Here is a 19,121-nt window from a genome sequence, read left to right on the forward strand (position 1 = left end):
GGCCGTTGTTCCGGTAACCCTGAAATCGAGTGGCGAAATCCGTACGCTGGAATTGGATCTTCACTCCATCCGATTACCGGACGGTCGCCGGGAAACCCACCCAAAGCGGCGAACTCAATAGGACATTCCTACGAGTTATGAGCTTGTTTGAATGGTCTGTAGTCGCCATGCCTTGGCAACTCCTACCGTGTGCCCTGTGCATTCCAGCCCCCCTTTCAATGCCCCCGCCGCGCGTCGTCTCCGCGCTGCCCTGGGCATGGCTCCCGGTCACGTCGCCTTCGGCCTGCGCGCCCAGTACGGCCTGACGGTCGCGCCCGAGACGGTGATGGCATGGGAGCGTGGCGAGATCTCGCCGTCCTCCGCCGAACTCACGGCGCTTGCCGGGGTGCTGTGGTGCGCCCCCGGTGAACTGCTCGCGGAGCCGGTGACCCTGAGGGAGCACCGGCTGGCCCGGGGCCTGGCCCCCGACGACCTGGCCCGGCGCATCGGGATGGAGACGAACGCGTACCAGAAGATGGAGGACTCGGGCCGCTGGAAGGGCAACGAGCGGCAGTCGGCCGCCCTCGCCGCGACGCTGGGGCTGAACCTGGCCCAGTTCGTGCGGGCCACCGGCAAGGAGCAGGAGCTCGCCGAGCTGCTGCGCAGCGCGGTGACCACGCGCTGGCAGGCGTACGCGAAGCCGCTCGCCAAGCTGCTGCCGGTGCCCCGGGCGGACCTGGACCGGGTGCTGGAGAAGATGCACGGCGAGTACCAGTCGCTGATGCTGGCGACCTTGAGCTGGGGTGGCGGGGGCGCGACGGCGACGGGCGACTCCGGCCGGGAGTACCTCTCGCAGATCGTGGAGCGCTTCTGGGCGGTGGCCGTCGGCACGGTGTAAGGCCCCGCACGGGGTACGACACCGCGCGGAACCCCGCCCGCCCCCGCGCCGGCGGGACCGGTCAGAAGACCGACTCGGCCTCGTACATCCGGTGGTCCGGGACCCGCTTGAGTTCGGTGACGGCGGAGGCCAGGGGGGCCATGACGATGTCGGTGCCGCGCAGGGCGGTCATGTTGCCGAAGTCGCCGCGGTGCACCGCCTCGACGGCGTGCCAGCCGAACCGGGTCGCGAGGACGCGGTCGTACGCGGTGGGTGTGCCGCCGCGCTGGACGTGGCCCAGGATGACCGGGCGGGCCTCCTTGCCCAGGCGGTGCTCCAGCTCGACGGCCAGGCGGTTGCCGATGCCGGCGAAGCGCTCGTGCCCGTACGCGTCGATCTCGCCCTTCTCGTACGGCATGGAGCCCTGGGCCGGGTGCGCGCCCTCGGCCACGCAGATCACCGCGAACTTCTTGCCACGGGAAAAGCGCTCCTCCACCATCTTGACCAGGGCGTCCACCTCGAACGGGCGCTCCGGCAGGCAGATCCCGTGGGCGCCGCCGGCCATGCCGGACTCCAGGGCGATCCAGCCCGCGTGCCGGCCCATGACCTCGACGACCATGACGCGCTGGTGGGACTCGGCGGTGGTCTTGAGACGGTCGATGGCTTCGGTCGCGACCATCACGGCGGTGTCGAACCCGAAGGTGCGGTCGGTGGAGGAGATGTCGTTGTCGATGGTCTTGGGTACGCCGACGACCGGCATCCCGGCGTCGGCGAGCATCCGGGCGGCGGTCAGCGTGCCCTCGCCGCCGATCGGGATCAGCGCGTCGATGCCGTACCGGGTCGACAATTCCTGCGCGTGCTCGGCGGCTTCGTGCAGCCGGGCGCGCTCCATGCGCGCCGAGCCGAGGATGGTGCCGCCGCGGGCCAGGATGCCGCTGACGGCGTTGATGTCCAGGGGGCGGTAGTGGCCGTCGAGCAGACCCTTGAAGCCGTCCTCGAAGCCGATGACTTCGTCCCCGTGTCCGACCAGCGCTCGGTGTACGACCGACCGGATGACGGCGTTCAGTCCTGGGCAGTCGCCGCCTGCGGTGAGAACTCCGATACGCATCGTGGTGTGTCTCCTGCTCCTGGTCGTACCTGGCCGTACGCGTGCGGGCGGGCGGCCGTACATATGAAAGGCGTATTACTGGGGCCCTTGTCCGATTGTTCCACGGGGCCGGGGCCGGGCGCTCTTTCCCGGCAGGTGTCGTAGCTACGCTCAGAGGTATTGTCAAGAGGTCAAGCCCACCCTAACTGGGACAACCGACCCGAAGAGATCGATGAACATGGACGGAGAGCACGCGTGACGCGCAGCGTGTACGTGACCGGTATCGAGCGGGGGGACGGCCGGCAGGTCGTCGAACTGGGGATCATGGAGCTGCTGGCCCGGCGGACGGGCCGGGTGGGCGTCTACCGTCCGCTGCTGCACGACAGCCCCGACCGGCTCTTCGACCTCTTGAAGGCCCGCTACCGGATAGACCAGGACGCGGCGTCCGCGTACGGCATGGAGTACCACGAGGCCTCGGCCGTCCTCGCCGAGAAGGGCACCGACGAGCTGGTGTCCCGGCTGGTCGAGCGCTACCACCGGGTGGCCCGGGACTACGAGGTCATGCTGGTGCTCGGCACCGACTACGCCGACACCAACCTGCCGGACGAGCTCGCGCTGAACGCCCGCCTCGCCAACGAGCTGGGGGCCGTGGTCGTGCCCGTCGTGGGCGGCACGAAGCACTCCGCCGAGGCGGTCCGCGCGGAGGCCCGCAACGCCTACCGGGCGTACGAGGGCCTGGGCTGCCACGTGGTGGCCATGGCGGTCAACCGGGTGGCCCCCGGGGACCGCGACGTCATAGCCGAGTGGCTGGCCGCCCGCCTCCCCGTGCCCTGCTACGTCCTGCCGGACGACAAGTCCCTCTCCGCCCCGACCGTCGCCGAGATCACCCGCGCGCTCGGCGGCGAGGTGCTGCTCGGAGACGAGGCCGGGCTCGCGCGCGACGCCCTCGACTTCGTGTTCGGCGGCGCGATGCTGCCGAACTTCCTCGGCGCCCTGACCCCCGGCTGCCTGGTCGTCACCCCCGGGGACCGTTCCGACCTGGTGATCGGCGCACTGGCCGCGCACACCTCCGGCACCCCGCCGATCGCCGGGGTGCTGCTGACCCTGAACGAGCGCCCGGGCCGGGACATCCTGACGCTGGCCTCGAAGCTGGCTCCCGGTACTCCCGTGGTGTCGGTGGCCGGGAACAGCTTCCCGACGGCCGCGGAACTCTTCTCGCTCCAGAGCCGTTTGAACTCCGCGACCCCGCGCAAGCTGGAGACCGCGCTCGGCCTGTTCGAGCGGCACGTGGACACCGCCGAGCTGCGTGACCTGCTGTCGGTGGCCCGCTCCGAGCGCGTCACGCCGATGATGTTCGAGAACGAGCTGCTGGAGCGGGCCCGCGCCGAGCGCCGCCGGGTCGTGCTGCCCGAGGGCACCGAGGAGCGCGTGCTGCGCGCCGCGGACGTGGTGCTGCGGCGCGGGATCTGCGACCTGACCTTGCTCGGCGAGGAGCCGGCGATCCTCAAGAAGGCCGCCGACCTGGGCATCGACATCTCGGACGCCCAGCTGATCGACCCGGCGACCTCGCCCCTGCGTGAACGTTTCGCCGAGTACTACGCCAAGGCCCGGGCCCACAAGGGCATGACCGTCGAGCTGGCCAACGACGTGGTCACCGACGTCAACTACTTCGGCACGCTGATGGTCCAGGAAGGCCTGGCCGACGGGATGGTCTCCGGCGCCGTGCACTCCACCGCCGCGACGATCCGCCCCGCCTTCGAGATCATCAAGACGGAGGCGGCCGCGCGAGGCGCGTCAGGCACGGAGGCGGCAGGCGACGGGAAGGGCAAGCCGCAGGCGTCCATCGTCTCCTCGGTCTTCTTCATGTGCCTGGCCGACCAGGTCCTGGTGTACGGGGACTGCGCGGTCAACCCGGATCCGGGCGCCGAGCAGCTCGCCGACATCGCCGTCCAGTCCGCCGCCACCGCCGCCGCCTTCGGCGTCGAGCCGCGGATCGCGATGCTCTCGTACTCCACCGGCACCTCCGGGACCGGCGCGGACGTGGAAAAGGTCCGCAAGGCCACCGAGATCGTCCGCGAGCGGCGGCCCGACCTGCTCATCGAGGGGCCGATCCAGTACGACGCCGCGGTCGAGCCCTCCGTCGCCGCGACGAAGCTGCCCGGGTCGAAGGTGGCGGGGCGGGCGAGCGTGCTGATCTTCCCCGACCTGAACACGGGCAACAACACGTACAAGGCGGTGCAGCGCTCGGCGGGCGCCGTCGCGGTCGGTCCGGTGCTCCAGGGGCTGCGCAAGCCGGTCAACGACCTGTCGCGCGGGGCCCTGGTCCAGGACATCGTCACGACGGTGGCGATCACCGCGATTCAGGCCCAGTCGCCCGGCCGGTCGCCCGCCGTGCCGCAGCCGTCGGCCGGCTGACCCGCACGTCCGCCTCCCCTTCCCCCCCGCCCTCCCCCATCCACCAGAGAAGGCATCCGCACCGGTGACCGCATCACGCATCCTCGTCCTCAACTCCGGCTCCTCCTCGCTCAAGTACCAGCTCCTCGACATGGCGGACTCCTCCCGCCTCGCCGTCGGCCTGGTCGAGCGCATCGGCGAGGAGACGTCCCGGCTCGTGCACGAGCCGCTGACCGGACCCGGTGCCGCGGGCGGCAAGCGGGAACGCACCGGGGCGATCGCCGACCACGGGGCCGCGCTCCGGGCCGTCTCGGCGGAGCTGGCCGCCGACGGGCTGGGCCTGGACTCCCCCGAACTGGCCGCGGTCGGCCACCGGGTGGTGCACGGCGGTACCCGGTTCACCCGGCCGACGGTGATCGACGACGAGGTGCTGGCGGAGATCCGCAGCCTGATCCCGCTGGCCCCGCTGCACAACCCGGCGAACGTGACCGGCATCGAGGTGGCGCGCTCGCTGCGCGCCGATCTCCCGCAGGTCGCCGTCTTCGACACGGCGTTCCACGCGACGGTGCCGGAGTACGCGGCCCGGTACGCGATCGACGCCGAGACCGCCCGCAAGTACTCCATCCGGCGCTACGGATTCCACGGCACCTCCCACGCCTACGTCTCGCGGGCGACTGCCGCCCTGCTCGGCAGGCCGGTGGAGGACGTCAACGTGATCGTCCTGCACCTGGGCAACGGGGCCTCGGCCTCGGCCGTGCGGGGCGGGGTCTGCGTGGAGACGTCGATGGGGCTCACCCCGCTGGAAGGGCTGGTCATGGGAACCCGGTCGGGCGACCTGGATCCGGCCGTGATCTTCCACCTCGCGCGGGTAGGCGGCCTCTCGGTGGATGAGATCGATTCGCTCCTGAACAAGAAGAGCGGTCTGCTGGGCATGTGCGGCGACAACGACATGCGGGAGGTGCTGCGGCGCGCGGGCGAGGGGGACGAGGCGGCGTCTATGGCGTTCGCCGCGTACGTGCACCGGCTGAAGAAGTACATCGGCGCCTACTCGGCGGTGCTCGGCCGGGTGGACGCGGTGACGTTCACGGCCGGGGTCGGCGAGAACGCCCACCAGGTCCGGGAAGCTGCGGTGGACGGGCTGGCCGCGCTGGGCCTGGCGCTCGACCCGGAGGCCAACGCGGCGCGCTCGTCGCGGCCGCGGCTGGTCTCGGCGGAGTACGCCCGGGTGGCCGTGGCCGTGGTACCGACGGATGAGGAGCTGGAGATCGCCGCTCAGGCCTACGCGCTGGTTACCCAGTAGTCACTTTGGACTTTCCACCAGACGGAATATTCCGCTACGAAACAAACCGATAGGATCCGCTCCATGCGCCGTTCCAAAATCGTCTGCACGCTGGGCCCCGCCGTCGACTCGTATGAGCAGCTGAAAGCACTCATCGAGGCAGGCATGAACGTGGCCCGATTCAACTTCAGCCACGGATCCCAGGCAGAACACCAGGAGCGGTACGACCGCGTCCGGAAGGTCTCCGAGGACACCGGGCGCGCGGTCGGCGTCCTCGCCGACCTCCAGGGCCCGAAGATCCGTCTGGAGACCTTCGCCGAGGGTCCCGTCGAGCTGGTGCGCGGTGACGAGTTCACCATCACCATCGAGGACGTCCCCGGTGACAAGTCCATCTGCGGCACCACCTACAAGGGCCTGCCGGGCGACGTCGCCAAGGGCGACCCGATCCTGATCAACGACGGCAACGTCGAGCTGCGGGTGACCGAGGTCGACGCCGTCCGCGTCAAGACCATCGTCATCGAGGGCGGTGTCATCTCCGACCACAAGGGCATCAACCTGCCCGGCGCGGCCGTGAACGTGCCGGCCCTGTCGGAGAAGGACATCGACGACCTGCGCTTCGCGCTGCGGATGGGCTGCGACATGGTCGCCCTGTCCTTCGTGCGCGACGCGAACGACGTCAAGGACGTCCACAAGGTGATGGACGAGGTCGGCCGCCGGGTCCCCGTCATCGCCAAGGTGGAGAAGCCGCAGGCCGTGGAGAACATGGCCGCGGTGGTGGACGCCTTCGACGCGGTCATGGTGGCCCGTGGCGACCTGGCCGTCGAGTACCCGCTCGAAAAGGTCCCGATGGTGCAGAAGCGGCTCATCGAGATGTGCCGCCGCAACGCCAAGCCGGTGATCGTCGCGACCCAGATGATGGAGTCGATGATCACGAACTCCCGTCCCACCCGCGCGGAGGCGTCCGACGTCGCCAACGCGATCCTGGACGGCGCGGACGCGGTCATGCTGTCGGCGGAGTCCTCGGTGGGCGCCTACCCGATCGAGACCGTCAAGACGATGTCGAAGATCGTCGCGGCGGCCGAGGAGGAGCTCCTGTCCAAGGGCCTCCAGCCGCTGGTCCCGGGCAAGAAGCCCCGTACGCAGGGCGGCTCCGTCGCCCGCGCGGCCTGCGAGATCGCCGACTTCCTCGGCGGCAAGGCGCTGATCGCCTTCACCCAGTCCGGCGACACGGCCCGGCGGCTCTCGCGCTACCGCGTGCAGCAGCCGATCCTGGCCTTCACCACGGACCAGAACACCCGCAACCAGCTCACGCTGAGCTGGGGCGTCGAGTCCTACATCGTCCCGCACGTGGACACCACGGACGCGATGGTCGACCTGGTGGACGGCGAGCTGCTCAAGCTCGGCCGCCACAACACCGGCGACACCATGGTCATCACGGCCGGCTCTCCCCCCGGCGTCCCGGGCACGACCAACATGGTCCGCGTCCACCACCTCGGTGGCACCGCGCCCACCGCCTGAGCCACCCGCTCCACCTCTGCCGCACAGAGACCGAGGGCGGCACCCACCCCCACCGGGGCCCGGGTGCCGCCCTCGGTGCGTCGGGAACGACGGAGCTCCCGGCAGCGCGTTCGCTGCCGGGAGCTCCGTTCGTCGCTCCGGGCTACCCCTCCGGGGGGCCGACGTAGTTGTGGAGGCCCGGGACCGTGAGGTTGCCGCCGAACTGGCCGGCCTGGACGACCTTGACGTTGGTGAAGAAGGCGAAGGGCACGTTCAGGGGCGGCGGGGAGTTCGGGGTGAACTCGATCGGGATCAGCCCGAACAGGTTCCCCTTGAGGCTCTCGGTGTACATCGTCACCTTGCCGCCGCGGATGGTGGACGTGGAGCCCGGGCGGGACTTGAGGTGGGCGACGTTCCCCGTCTTGCCGACCGTCTGGTAGAGGTCCTTGATGTCCAGGGAGTCCGCCGTGAACTTGAGGACCTTCTTGGTCTTGCCGCCCGCCGTCTTGACCTCCACGATGCCCGCGTAGTCCAGGCCGTAGAGGGTCAGCAGGGAGCTGTCGAGGTACCAGGGCTCGTCCGGCAGCAGCGGGATGCCCTGCTCCATGGAGGCGTCCGCGAGGGCCTTGGCGTCGTAGGTCGGGCAGGGGAAGGGCTGCTTCCCGTCCGGGTCGGTCGAAGCCGAGGGGGAACCGGACGGGGAGGGCGAGGCCGTCGGCTCGTCGTCGGCCTTCTTGCCCGTCTTGCCCGTCTCGTCCTTCGGGGTCTTGGCCGTGTCCTTGACGTCCTGCGGCAGCTCCTGGACCGAGGCGCCCGCCTTCTTCGCCGCCTCGCGGATCGCGTCCGCGGAGGGGTCGGGGGTGGGCGTGGCGGTCTTGGCGGGCGCGGGGGTCGTCGGGGTGGCCGGCTTCGTCGCGTCCTGGAGGGGCTTGGTGAGCCCTCCGACCAGGCCCGAGAGGGCGTCGCCGACACCCAGCGGGTCCAGGGGGTTCTTGGGCTTCGTCGCCGGCGAGGAGGCCGTGGGCGAGGGAGAGGCGGACTGCGGGGTGCTCTGCTTCGGCACGGACTTCGGAGTCTCGGCGGCGGGCTTGGACGCCGAGGGGGTCGGCCCGGGCTTCGGCGCCGCGCTCGCGCCGGGTGACGCGGACGCGCCGGGAGAGGGCGAGGCGGAGGTGGAGGGCGAGCCGGACGGCGTGGGGGACGCCGATTGCGTGGGCTCGTCGGAGCGGGTCACGCACGGGCCGGGCGCGAAGGGGATGTCCTTGTCGTCGGCCAGGGCCAGCTTCGGGGCGAGGCCCATCCCGACGAACACGGCCGTCGGCATCGCCGCGAGCGCCATCGTCTTGCCGACGGGTATCTGGATCTTGTTCAGCAGCGACTTCCGGGGCGCCGCGTGCCGCGGACCCCTTCTTTCGCGGGACTCCGCGCCAGGGGCCACGCCCTGCTGCGTCTCGTCACCCCGCACTGTTCCTCCCGCCATCGGCGTGGGCAGTCGTCTCGCTCGGGTAAGCCGTTTCCATGCCGCGGGGTCCGGGGACGCCGCCCGCGGGGGCCTCCGCGTACGCCTGTGCCTTGTCCACCGCCGCGTCGCGCGCGTCGGTGTGCTCCTCGGGCCCGGCCGGCTTGCCCGGCGCCCACGACAGGGCGAGCGCGCCGCCGAGCAGCGAGAACAGGAAGCCGATGAAGAAACCGCCGAGGTTGGACACCGGCAGGGACACCAGGGCCAGGAGGATCGACGCCACGCCGGCGAAGACCCGGATGCCCTGCTGGAACCACAGGGCCACGCCGAGGGTCATCAGCAGGATGCCGATGATCAGCGAGCCCGCGCCCGCGGTGGTCGCCATGGCGATGGTGATGTTGCCCAGGCGGAGGTCCGCGTAGGGGAAGTACGCGATGGGAAAACCGCCGATGAGAGTGAACAGGCCCGCCCAGAATGGCCGGCCGCCCCTCCAGGCGCGGAAGCGGTAGTACACCACGGTGAGCCAAGCGTCGTCTGCGGCGCGAACCGGGGCCTGGGGGTTCATGGACAACAGCTCCCTGGAAACGGTGGTACGGAGAACTCTGTGGTGCTCGGAGGGACGGGCGGCGACGGCCGCCACCGCCCGCCTCTACCGCTCACCTGCCAGGAACGACTACTTCTCGTCCTGGTAGCACGGCTGGTCACCGCTGAGCAGACGCAGCTTGAGGTCGGGCAGCGTGAAGGTGCCCGCCGTCGTCGCCCACGCCTTCTGGCGCACGTTCGTCAGCACGGCCTTCTTGGCGCGCTGCGAGAACAGCGCACCGTTGGCCACCGTTCCGGCCTGAGGCGCGGTGGGGTGGTCCTTGGTACCGCCCGCAGCGTCCACCGCGACACCGATGTCGAGGTCGGTGAAAGTGGCGTCCGTGTCGAGCTCGGCGACGTCCAGGTAGATGTTCTCCGCGACCGCGGGCTTGCCCTTGTTGCCGGTCTGGAGCTTCATCGTGATCGCGCCGAGGCCGGGGATCGGCGTCACCAGCGACTGGCACATGTTGGTGATCTCGGCGTGGCGGAACCCGGAGATGGTGACCGGGTGCGCCACGTCCTTGCCGTCGAGGCCCTTGCCCTTGGCGACGCTGCCGTACTGCAGCAGGTCGTCACCGTCCAGCTTGTCGGCCGAGACCTTGAAGTCCTGGCCGGAGACGCTGAAGGACGCCGCGAGGGCACCCTGCGCCAGACCCACACCGACCGCGGCCGTGGCCGCGATGCTCGGCACCATGACGAGCGCGAAGCGCTTCCATCTGGTCCCGCCACGAACCTGAGAACTCATCTTGTTCCTCCTTCTCGGACGTACATCTCCGGTCCGGGCCGTGCCCGTCCTGGGATGGGAGAAGTGCTACGTCCTCGGGAAGGAGCGCAAGCGGCCGAGCCGCAGCAGAGCCGCGTCGCGTACACCGGCGTTCACCCCCGAGCGACAACCACTGGGCCACGCGTTCGCGCAACCAGGAGGACAGGCTCCGCCGGTGCGGCGAAGACCCCCCTGTCCTACGGCCGGCGATACCGCCACCGGCCGGCTCGGTGGGGACCCTCGCCGCGGCTCCGGATGAGCGGCTCTGCGGGAAGGACCGAGCGTCGCCGATCGTGGTCCATTCCAGGCCGGTACACAAGGGGGTTCGTTACTGGCGGGTAACGGCTGCATAACCACGGTGCGGCGCGCCGTCGTCGGGCAGCAACACAGGGTGTTACCCAGGGCCACGACAACGAGGAGGAATACGAACCAACCGGACAGAACACGGGGTTCGATTTACTGGGAGTAACAGCAGCCGCGATTACCAAGTTTTGGCAAAGCGCGGCCGCTGTTTATCTCCGTGTCAACAAATCGCCGGTGGCGCGCCACCCGCGACGCACCGCCTAGAACAGCACCCGGGCCAGTGCCGTCCGGGCCGCGGACACGCGCGGGTCATCCGCCCCGATGACCTCGAACAGCTCCAGCAGCCGCAGCCGCACGGCGTCCCGGTCCTCACCGAACGTCACGCGCACGGTGTCCACCAGGCGCCCGAAGGCGTCCTCCACGTGGCCCCCGACCAGGTCGAGATCGGCGGCGGCGATCTGCGCCTGCGGGTCCTTCGGCTTCTCGGCCGCCGCCGCGCGCACCGCCTGCGGGTCCATGTGCTGGACCCGGGAGAGGAGCTCGGCCTGGGCCAGACCCAGCTTCGCCTCGGTGTTGCCCGGGTCGTCGACCAGTACGTTCTTGTACGCCTGCACCGCTCCGGCCAGGTCGCCCGCGTCCAGCGCCACGACCGCCGCCTCCAGCAGCGCGTCGTACGGACCGGCGGCGGGACCGGCTGCTGCGGAAGCCGCGGCCGGCGCCTGGGCACCCTCGGCGGCCGGGTCGACCTGGAGCCCGAGCAGGCCGAAGCGCTCCTCGGCGACCTGGACCAGCTGGGCCAGCGTCGCGCGGATCTCCTGCTCCGGGGCCGCGCCCTGGAACAGCGGCAGCACCTGGCCGGCCACCACGGCGAAGACCGCCGGGATGCCCTGGATGCCGAACTGCTGCATCAGCATCTGGTTGGCGTCGACGTCGATCTTCGCCAGCACGAGCCGGCCGTTCGCCTCGACGGTCAGCCGCTCCAGCAGCGGGCCGAGCTGCTTGCACGGCTCGCACCACTCGGCCCAGAAGTCGAGGACGACCGGAACCTGGTCGGAGAGGCGGATGACGGTGCTGTCGAAGGCGGCCTCGTCTACGTCGATGACGAGTGCGGACGGCGGTACGGCGCCGGCGGACGGGCCGGACGCGCCGCCGCCCTGCCGGGCCGCCTCGGCGCGCGCCTGCTCGGCCTTCGCCTTGGCGTCGGCGGCCGCCTTCACCGCGGCGAGGTCTACGACGCCGCTCATGGACATGTTTCTGGGCTGCATGCGTACATCCTCCCCCGTGTGCGCGCGCCGACGAAAAGGATCGGGCAAGCCGGCCGGGAAATTCCCGTGCCGGTGTCCCCCGTGCGGCGCCGGGTCCCCACCTGGCGCCTGTAGCTTCGCGTGGTTGTCGCTCTTACGCTACGAGCCGTAGCGTAACTCCCCGCCGTCCGCTCCGGGCGCCCGGGGGCAGTGATCTGAACCACAGGGTTCGGGGCCCGGGAGGTTCCGCTACTGACGGGTATGGTCTCGGCCATGCGCAACCCCAGCCCCGGCACCAGCTCCCCGCCCGGCCGCACCGGCCGCCCCCGTAGCGCGGCGGCGGACGCGGCGATCCTGGCGGCGACCCGGGAGGCGCTGGTGGAGCTGGGCTGGTCGAAGCTGACGATGGGTGACGTGTCGGCCCGGGCGGGGGTCGCGAAGACCACCCTCTACCGGCGCTGGGCGGGCAAGAACGAGCTGGTGGTGGACGCGGTCGCGGAACTCTTCGACGCGCTGGAACTTCCCGACCGGGGTTCGCTCGAAGCCGACATCGAGGACGTGGTGCTCCAGTTCGCGCAGCTGCTGCGGCGCCCGGAGGCCCGTACCGCCCTGATGGCGGTGGTCGCCGAGTCCACCCGGGACGCGGCGCTGCGCGACCGGATCCGGTCGGCGATCGTGGACCGGCAGAAACGTCTCGTCGTACTGGGTCGCGAACGCGCCCAGGCCCGCGGCGAACTGCCGTACGAGGAGGACGAGTCCCTCACCGGGCACACCACCGACCTGATATTCGACGTGATCGCGGGGACGGTGGTGCACCGGGCCCTGGTGAGCTGCGAACCGGTGGACGAGCTGTGGGTGGCCACCTTCACGGCACTCCTGATGCACGGCCTCCGGGGTCCGTCCGGCGGCTGACCGCCCCGCCGTACCCGCAGCGGGGCCCCGCCCGGCGGATCCGCTCGGACAGCTCCTCCGACCGGGGGTTGTGTCCGGGCCAAGGCCGTCGCCGGCCGGGCCAGGTCGCCCAGCGCAGGGCGTCCGCCTCCGCGGCGGGCCGCAGCCCGGCCGCGATCAGGGCGCCGCGGGCCGCTTCCGCGCCAGCCGTCCGGTAGCCGATGTCCCAGGCGCCCACCTCGTACACGCCGCCGTCCGTGAGCAGCACCGCCGCCGCGATCCCATCCAGCCCCAGCTCGATGCCCGCCCGGACTGCCGGGAGGAACTCCGCGGGCAGCCGTTTCTCCGGGACCAGGTTCAGGACCTCCGTCCGGCCGTCCGGGCCGGGCGGCTCGAAGTCGGCTCGGAAGTAGGCGTCATACCCCCCGCAGCCGCCCTTGTTCATCACCACGCGCGCGCTGACACCCCGTACGGGAACAGGAAGGCCGGTCATGTCCGCCACCGTAGGGCGATCACGACCGGCCGTTCCACACCTGTACGCGCCGACCCGGACCGGGCCACTCGCCTCAGAAGCCGGGCGGCTCCGTGTAGGTGCCCCACTCGTCCCTCAGGGCGTTGCAGATCTCGCCCATCGTGGCCTCGGCGCGTACCGCGTCCAGCATCGCCGGGATCATGTTCGAGCCGTCCCGCGCGGCGGCCAGCATGGCCTGCAGCGACTCCTCGACCTTCGCCGCGTCCCGCCGCTCCTTGCGCTCCGCGAGCTCGCGGACCTGGACGCGCTCCACCTCGTGGCTGACGCGGAGGATCTCCAGGTCGCCGGTGACCGAGCCGTGGTGGACGTTGACGCCGACGACCCGCTTGTCGCCCTTCTCCAGGGCCCGCTGGTACTGGAACGCCGACTCGGCGATCTCGCCGGTGAACCAGCCGTCCTCGATGCCGCGCAGGATGCCGGAGGTGATCGGCCCGATCGGGTGCTGCCCGTCGGGGTGGGCGCGCAGGCCGCGCTCCTTGATCTGCTCGAAAATCTTCTCCGCGTCGGCCTCGATGCGGTCGGTGAGCTGCTCGACGTACCAGGAGCCGCCCAGCGGGTCCGCCACGTTGGCGACGCCGGTCTCCTCCATCAGCACCTGCTGCGTGCGCAGGGCGATCTCGGCGGCCTGTTCGCTCGGCAGCGCGAGGGTCTCGTCCAGGGCGTTGGTGTGCAGCGAGTTGGTGCCGCCGAGGACCGCCGCGAGGGCTTCGACGGCGGTCCGTACGACGTTGTTGTACGGCTGCTGGGCGGTCAGGGAGACACCGGCGGTCTGGGTGTGGAAACGCAGCCACATCGCCTTGTCCGACTTCGCCCCGTACACCTCCTTCATCCAGCGGGCCCAGATCCGGCGGGCGGCGCGGAACTTGGCGATCTCCTCGAAGAAGTCGAGGTGCGCGTCGAAGAAGAAGGAGAGCCCGGACGCGAAGTGGTCGACGTCCAGCCCCCGGGAGAGGCCGAGCTCCACGTACCCGAAGCCGTCGGCGAGGGTGTACGCGAGCTCCTGCGCGGCCGTCGCCCCGGCCTCGCGGATGTGGTAGCCGGAGACCGACAGCGGCTTGTAGGCCGGGATGCCGTTCGCGCAGTACTCCATGAGGTCGCCGATCAGGCGCAGGTGCGGCTCCGGCTCGAAGAGCCACTCCTTCTGGGCGATGTACTCCTTGAAGATGTCCGTCTGGAGCGTGCCGTTGAGCACGGCGGGGTCGACGCCCTGCCGCTCGGCGGCGACGAGGTACATGCAGAACGCGGGCACGGCGGGCCCGCTGATGGTCATGGAGGTGGTGACGTCGCCCAGCGGGATGTCCTTGAACAGGACCTCCATGTCGGCGGCGGAGTCTATGGCGACCCCGCAGTGGCCGACCTCGCCGAGCGCGCGGGGGTCGTCGGAGTCGCGGCCCATGAGGGTCGGCATGTCGAAGGCGACCGAGAGCCCGCCGCCGCCGGCGGCCAGGATCATCTTGTAGCGCTCGTTGGTCTGCTCGGCGTTCCCGAACCCGGCGAACTGCCGGATGGTCCAGGTGCGGCCGCGGTAGCCCGTGGCGTGCAGGCCGCGGGTGAAGGGGTACTCCCCCGGCCAGCCGATGCGCTCGAATCCCTCGTACGAGTCGCCGGGGCGCGGCCCGTAGACGGGGTCGACGTCATCTCCGGAGAGCGTCGTGAAATCGGCCTCGCGCTTGCGGGCCTTGTCATACCGGGCCTGCCAGCGTCGGCGGCCCTCCTCGATGGCGTCAGCGTCCATACCCATGAATTTACTAGGACGTCCTAGTAAATGTCGATGGCAAACCCCCGGGAGTCGTCCCGGGGGTAGCGGGATCCAGGTCCTGCGCGAGCCGGACGCCAGGCCCTGCGCGAGCCGTCCGCCAGGCGCGGCGGCCCGGCGGACGCTAGGCGCGGGCGGTGGCCAGGCCGTCGGTGACCAGGGGCTCGATCTCCGCGCGGACCTTGCGCTCGACGAAGAACGCGGCCAGCGGGATGGTGCCGCTCACCAGGACCCAGATCATCTTGCCGAAGGGCCACTTCGCCTTGGAGCTCAGGTCGAAGGCGAAGACCAGGTAGATCATGAAGAGCACGCCGTGGATCTGGGAGACCACGAGGGTCAGGTCCGCGCCCTTGTCGAATCCGTACTTGAAGATCATGCAGGTGCAGAGCACCAGCAGCATCACGGCAGTGGCGAAGGCCATCACCCGGTACCGGGTCAGCACGCTCTTTTTCATGCCACCGAGACTAGCTGTCCGATATGCGCGATCTTGACGGGGGCCCCGCGCCCGCGCTGTGACGCCGGGCACCCCGCCGGCGTCACTTCTCCTCGAAGTCCCCGGCCGCCACCCGCAGCGGCCGCAGCAGCGCGAAGATCTCGCCGCACTCCTCGGCGTCGTACGCGCCGAGCCCGAAGTCGATCTCCATCAGGTCCCTGGTGGCGGCCTCGACGACCTCGCGGCCCTTGTCGGTGATGGAGGCGAGCGTGCCGCGGCCGTCGTTCGGGTTCGGGCGCTTGTCCACCAGCCCCGAGCGCACCAGGCGGTCGACGGTGTTGGTCACCGAGGTCGGGTGGACCATCAGCCGCTCGCCGATCTTCGACATCGGCAGTTCCCCGGCCTGCGAGAAGGTGAGCAGCACCAGCGCCTCGTAGCGGGCGAAGGTCAGCCCGTACGGCTTCACGACGGCGTCGACCTCGCCGAGCAGGATCTGGTGCGCCCGCATGATCGAGGTGATGGCGGACATCGAGGGCACCGGTCCCCAGCGCTGCTGCCAGAGCTCGTCGGCGCGGGCGATCGGGTCGAAGGGAAGGCTGAGCGGCTTGGACACCCGCCAGACCCTACCGGGCGGTCATTTGGCGGTCAGCCCCGTCTCACGCTTCGGCCCGCGCACGGGCTCCGCCGCGGCCCGCAGCTCCGCGAGGAGCAACAGGACGACGGCCGTGCCGAGTACCCCCGAGCCGCCACGACGAGGTGCACCGGCCAGAACTCGGCGGCGACCCCGGCCAGCGCCATGCCCACGCCCTGGAGGGTCATCAGCCCCGTGCTGAGCAGGGTCATCGCCCGGCCGCGCAGCTCCTCGGGAACGGCGTCGAGGTACATCCGGTCGAGGCCGAGGGTGTACGCGTGCGCCAGCCCTGCCGCCGACAGCGCCACCAGGACGCCGGCCACGCCCGGCCGCAGCGCGTACACCAGCAGCGGCAGCAGCCCGACGGAGGCGAGCGGCGCCACGATCCGCGAACGCGTTCGGGCGGTGACCACGGAACCCGCCCAGAGTGGTGGTGGGGGGCTACGACCCGCCGTGGCAGCCGACGCTGGTCTACCCGGCCCACGGGATCGGCGCACTGTGGGCGGCCCAGGCCGAGGCCACGCCACGGGCCCTGGCCGCCCTGCTGGGCCGGGCACGGGCCGACATCCTGTGCGCCCTGGCCGAACCCGCCTGGACGACCGTCCTCGCCCACCGGCTGGGGCTGGCCCCCTCCACCGTCTCCGCCCAGCTGGGGACCATGGGGGCGGCGGGGCTGCTGCTCACGGCCCGGCACGGCCACCAGGTGCTGTACGAACGCACCCCCTGGCGATCGCCCTGACGGGCGGCGGGCCTTGCACCGGCGGGCCTTCGGGCGGCGCGCCTTCGTAGCCGGTCAGGCCGCGGCGGTCTCGCGGGCGCGGGCCGCCGCCACGCTGTCGGCCTCGTCGCGCTTGAGCACCCGGTCGCCGTAGAGACCGCCGAAGGGCACCAGGGCCAGCAGGAAGAACAGCGCGACCTTCCTGGCCGGCCACTTCGCCCGGTTCCACACGTCCAGCAGGAACAGCACGTACAGGACGAAGAGGATGCCGTGCAGCGCGCCCAGCGGCATCACCAGGTTGACGTCCGAGATCCGGCTGAGCAGCGAGCCGAAGATCAGCAGGGCCGGGAACGACAGCGCCTCCGGTACGGAGACGAGGCGCAGCCGGTGCAGGGCGGAGGCGGTCTTGATGTCCACGGGGAACCTTCGGGGGTCGAGGCGATGGTCCGAACCAGTCTCTCAGCAGCCCGTGGAGATCTTGACCGGGGCCCCGTGTGGCGGATAACGGTCAGGGGGCCCTGTTCGGCCCGGCCCGCTGCCGATACCGTCTCCCCGTGGCTCAGTTCCGACTCCAAGGCAGCAAGGTGCTCGCCGTCGACCTGACCGGGGACGCCGTGAAAGCGAAGAACGGCTCCATGGTCGCGTACGACGGCCAGATGGCCTTCAAGAAGATGACCGGCGGCGGCGAAGGCCTGCGCGGCATGGTGACCCGCCGGCTGACCGGCGAACAGATGACCGTGATGGAGGTGCAGGGGCACGGCACCTGCTTCTTCGCCGACCGCGCGAGCGAGATCAACCTGGTCAACCTGCACGGCGAGAAGCTCCACGTCGAGGCCAGCAACCTGCTGTGCACCGACGCCGGGCTGCGCACCGGCACCACCTTCACCGGCCTGCGCGGCGGGGCGACGGGCAACGGCCTGTTCACCACCACCGTCGAGGGTTCGGGCCAGGCGGCGATCATGTCGGACGGCCCGGCGGTGGTGCTGCGCGTCAGCGCCCAGTACCCGCTGTCCGTGGACCCGGGGGCGTACATCGCGCACACCGGCAACCTCCGGCAGTCGTTCCAGTCGGGGATCAACTTCCGCACGCTGATCGGCGAGGGCTCGGGCGAGTCCTTCCAGATCCGCTTCGAGGGCGAGGGTCTGGTGTACGTGCAGCCCAGCGAGCGCAACACCATCGGGGGCGACATCTGATGCCGTTCCGCGAGATCAACTCGAAGATGGTCGAGGCGCAGGTGGTGCCGGGCCAGAAGATGTACAGCCAGCGCGGGGCGATGCTCGCCTACCGCGGCGAGGTGTCCTTCACCCCGAGCCTGACCGGCGGCCAGGGCGGGGTCATGGGCATGATTGGGCGCCGGGTGGCGAACGAGCAGACCCCGCTGATGACGGTGGAGGGCAGCGGCACCGTCATGTTCGGCCACGGCGGCCACCACATCCAGGTGATCAACCTGTCCGGCGAGACCCTGTACGTGGAGGCGGACCGGCTGCTGGCCTTCGACGGGACCCTCCAGCAGGGCACGATGTTCATGGGCTCGCAGGGCGGCGTCATGGGCATGGTGCGCGGCCAGGTGACCGGCCAGGGCCTGTTCACCACCACCCTCAAGGGACACGGTTCGGTCGCCGTGATGGCCCACGGCGGGGTCATCGAACTGCCCATCACGCCCCAGCGGCCGGTCCACGTGGACCCGCAGGCGTACGTCGCCCACCACGGGGACGTGCGCAACAAGCTCTCCACGGCGCTCGGCTGGCGCGACATGGTCGGACGGGGTTCGGGCGAGGCGTTCCAGCTGGAGCTGTCCGGCCAGGGCGCCGTGTACGTACAGGCCTCGGAGGAGAAGCTGTGACCCATTACCCCGGCACGAACGGTCCCGCGGGCGGTGGCCCCGGCGGCCCGACGGTCTTCGACCCGCACACCCTGCCCTCCGACGACAACGTGAACGCGTACACCTTCTGCGTGGAGCTCAAGGGCAGCCAGTGGTTCCTGCAGAAGGGCAAGATGATCTCGTACTACGGGAACATCGAGTTCAACGGCGTCGGCAACGGCCGCTTCGACCGGCTGCTGCGCACGAGCTTCCACTCGCCGATGCACGCGAGCGACTGGGTGGTCGCCGAGGGCCACGGCAAGATGCTGCTGGCCGACCGGGCCTTCGACGTCAACTCCTACGACCTGGACGACGGGAACCTGACGATCCGGTCGGGGAACCTGCTGGCCTACCAGCCCACTCTCGCGCTCAAGCAGTCGATCGTTCCCGGCTTCCTGACGCTGATCGGGACCGGCAAGTTCGTCGCGGCGTCCAACGGACCGGTGGTGTTCATGGAGCCGCCGCTGCGCGTGGACCCGCAGGCGCTGGTGGGGTGGGCGGACTGCCCCTCGCCGTGCCACCACTACGACCACGGGTACATGTCCGGGGTGATCGGCGGCCTGCGTTCGTTGACGGGCCTCGGGGGCTCCTCGGGCGAGGAGCACCAGTTCGAGTTCGTGGGCGCGGGGACGGTGCTGCTGCAGTCCTCGGAGACGCTGATGGCGGAGCAGGCGGTCGGGGCGGTGGGCACCGGCGCCGTCGGCGGCCAGAACCAGGGGGTGCCGGGAGCGGGCCAGGGACCGCTGGGACAGCTCGGCGTCCCGAGGATGCCGGGGCAGCTGGGTGATCTGCAACGGCGCTTCGGGCTGTGAGCGCGTACCGTGATCAACGTTCC

Annotated in this window: 18 protein-coding genes and 2 pseudogenes; 9 read left to right on the forward strand and 11 right to left on the reverse strand. The window is 70.8% G+C overall.

Annotated elements, in window-relative coordinates; translation table 11 throughout:
- Positions 1–151 precede the first annotated feature (151 nt).
- The gene (locus ACIA6C_RS06255; RefSeq protein WP_399273275.1) at positions 152–877 is read left to right on the forward strand and encodes an XRE family transcriptional regulator; all 726 of its coding nucleotides are present in this window, start codon (positions 152–154) and stop codon (positions 875–877) included.
- Between the two features lie 61 nt (positions 878–938).
- Here ACIA6C_RS06255 and ACIA6C_RS06260 read toward each other — a convergent pair whose 3' ends face one another.
- On the reverse strand, positions 939–1,964 hold the full coding sequence (locus ACIA6C_RS06260; protein WP_399273277.1) for an ATP-dependent 6-phosphofructokinase: 1,026 nt from the start codon (positions 1,962–1,964) through the stop codon (positions 939–941).
- A 234-nt stretch (positions 1,965–2,198) separates the two neighbouring features.
- Here ACIA6C_RS06260 and pta point away from each other — a divergent pair, with 234 nt between their 5' ends.
- From pta to pyk, 3 genes are all read left to right on the forward strand, one after another.
- Positions 2,199–4,358 carry a phosphate acetyltransferase gene (gene pta / locus ACIA6C_RS06265; RefSeq protein ID WP_399273278.1) on the forward strand — a complete coding sequence of 720 codons (2,160 nt, stop codon included), beginning with the start codon at positions 2,199–2,201 and terminating at the stop codon, positions 4,356–4,358.
- Positions 4,359–4,422: 64 nt separating this feature from the next.
- Positions 4,423–5,637: an acetate kinase gene (locus ACIA6C_RS06270; protein WP_399273280.1), complete on the forward strand. Its 1,215-nt coding sequence runs from the start codon at positions 4,423–4,425 to the stop codon at positions 5,635–5,637.
- Between the two features lie 63 nt (positions 5,638–5,700).
- On the forward strand, positions 5,701–7,134 hold the full coding sequence (gene pyk, locus ACIA6C_RS06275) for a pyruvate kinase (protein ID WP_366078887.1): 1,434 nt from the start codon (positions 5,701–5,703) through the stop codon (positions 7,132–7,134).
- A 142-nt stretch (positions 7,135–7,276) separates the two neighbouring features.
- On the opposite strand, the gene ACIA6C_RS06280 is transcribed toward pyk, so the two are convergent.
- The 4 genes from ACIA6C_RS06280 to ACIA6C_RS06295 all read right to left on the reverse strand — a co-directional run bounded on the left by ACIA6C_RS06280 (position 7,277) and on the right by ACIA6C_RS06295 (position 11,485).
- Positions 7,277–8,578 carry a hypothetical protein gene (locus ACIA6C_RS06280; RefSeq protein ID WP_399273282.1) on the reverse strand — a complete coding sequence of 434 codons (1,302 nt, stop codon included), beginning with the start codon at positions 8,576–8,578 and terminating at the stop codon, positions 7,277–7,279.
- Entirely contained in the window at positions 8,568–9,137 is a 570-nt protein-coding gene (locus ACIA6C_RS06285) for a DUF6114 domain-containing protein (protein ID WP_399273284.1), read from the reverse strand. The genes ACIA6C_RS06280 and ACIA6C_RS06285 overlap by 11 nt, the downstream gene beginning before the upstream one ends.
- A 108-nt stretch (positions 9,138–9,245) precedes the next feature.
- Positions 9,246–9,899, reverse strand: a complete 654-nt coding sequence (locus tag ACIA6C_RS06290; RefSeq protein ID WP_399273286.1) for a DUF6230 family protein — start codon at positions 9,897–9,899, stop codon at positions 9,246–9,248.
- 581 nt (positions 9,900–10,480) lie between these two features.
- The gene (locus ACIA6C_RS06295) at positions 10,481–11,485 is read right to left on the reverse strand and encodes a tetratricopeptide repeat protein (RefSeq protein WP_366078891.1); all 1,005 of its coding nucleotides are present in this window, start codon (positions 11,483–11,485) and stop codon (positions 10,481–10,483) included.
- A gap of 252 nt (positions 11,486–11,737) precedes the next feature.
- Between ACIA6C_RS06295 and ACIA6C_RS06300 the strand changes: the two genes are divergently transcribed.
- A complete protein-coding gene (locus ACIA6C_RS06300) occupies positions 11,738–12,376 on the forward strand; it encodes a TetR/AcrR family transcriptional regulator (RefSeq protein ID WP_399273288.1) in 639 nt (212 codons plus the stop codon).
- On the opposite strand, the gene ACIA6C_RS06305 is transcribed toward ACIA6C_RS06300, so the two are convergent.
- The 5 genes and pseudogenes from ACIA6C_RS06305 to ACIA6C_RS06325 all read right to left on the reverse strand — a co-directional run.
- Complete coding sequence (locus ACIA6C_RS06305) at positions 12,330–12,848, reverse strand: hypothetical protein (protein WP_399273290.1); 519 nt, start codon at positions 12,846–12,848, stop codon at positions 12,330–12,332. The two genes, ACIA6C_RS06300 and ACIA6C_RS06305, sit on opposite strands and share 47 nt — an antisense overlap.
- Before the next feature lie 73 nt (positions 12,849–12,921).
- The gene (locus ACIA6C_RS06310) at positions 12,922–14,622 is read right to left on the reverse strand and encodes a methylmalonyl-CoA mutase (protein ID WP_399273292.1); all 1,701 of its coding nucleotides are present in this window, start codon (positions 14,620–14,622) and stop codon (positions 12,922–12,924) included.
- A 145-nt stretch (positions 14,623–14,767) separates the two neighbouring features.
- Entirely contained in the window at positions 14,768–15,097 is a 330-nt protein-coding gene (locus tag ACIA6C_RS06315) for a DUF3817 domain-containing protein (RefSeq protein ID WP_366078895.1), read from the reverse strand.
- An 82-nt stretch (positions 15,098–15,179) separates the two neighbouring features.
- Positions 15,180–15,689, reverse strand: a complete 510-nt coding sequence (locus ACIA6C_RS06320; protein ID WP_361128497.1) for a MarR family transcriptional regulator — start codon at positions 15,687–15,689, stop codon at positions 15,180–15,182.
- Between the two features lie 10 nt (positions 15,690–15,699).
- Positions 15,700–16,135 (reverse strand): annotated as a pseudogene (locus tag ACIA6C_RS06325) (MFS transporter); the annotation flags it as partial.
- Between the two features lie 2 nt (positions 16,136–16,137).
- Here ACIA6C_RS06325 and ACIA6C_RS06330 point away from each other — a divergent pair.
- Positions 16,138–16,446 (forward strand): annotated as a pseudogene (locus tag ACIA6C_RS06330) (ArsR/SmtB family transcription factor); the annotation flags it as partial.
- A 54-nt stretch (positions 16,447–16,500) separates the two neighbouring features.
- On the opposite strand, the gene ACIA6C_RS06335 reads toward ACIA6C_RS06330, so the two are convergent.
- A complete protein-coding gene (locus ACIA6C_RS06335; RefSeq protein ID WP_399273295.1) occupies positions 16,501–16,842 on the reverse strand; it encodes a DUF3817 domain-containing protein in 342 nt (113 codons plus the stop codon).
- A 137-nt stretch (positions 16,843–16,979) separates the two neighbouring features.
- On the opposite strand from ACIA6C_RS06335, the gene ACIA6C_RS06340 reads away from it, so the two are divergent.
- The 3 genes from ACIA6C_RS06340 to ACIA6C_RS06350 are packed head-to-tail and all read left to right on the forward strand — an operon-like array spanning position 16,980 to position 19,098.
- A complete protein-coding gene (locus ACIA6C_RS06340; protein ID WP_361128509.1) occupies positions 16,980–17,618 on the forward strand; it encodes an AIM24 family protein in 639 nt (212 codons plus the stop codon).
- Positions 17,618–18,268, forward strand: a complete 651-nt coding sequence (locus ACIA6C_RS06345; RefSeq protein WP_361128512.1) for an AIM24 family protein — start codon at positions 17,618–17,620, stop codon at positions 18,266–18,268. Before ACIA6C_RS06340 ends, ACIA6C_RS06345 begins: the two co-directional genes overlap by 1 nt.
- Positions 18,265–19,098, forward strand: coding sequence for an AIM24 family protein (locus ACIA6C_RS06350; RefSeq protein ID WP_399273297.1), 834 nt, complete (start codon positions 18,265–18,267; stop codon positions 19,096–19,098). The genes ACIA6C_RS06345 and ACIA6C_RS06350 overlap by 4 nt, the downstream gene beginning before the upstream one ends.
- Positions 19,099–19,121 lie beyond the last annotated feature (23 nt).

The sequence above is a fragment of the Streptomyces sp. NPDC051578 genome (genome assembly GCF_044454045.1).
Taxonomy (GTDB): domain Bacteria; phylum Actinomycetota; class Actinomycetes; order Streptomycetales; family Streptomycetaceae; genus Streptomyces.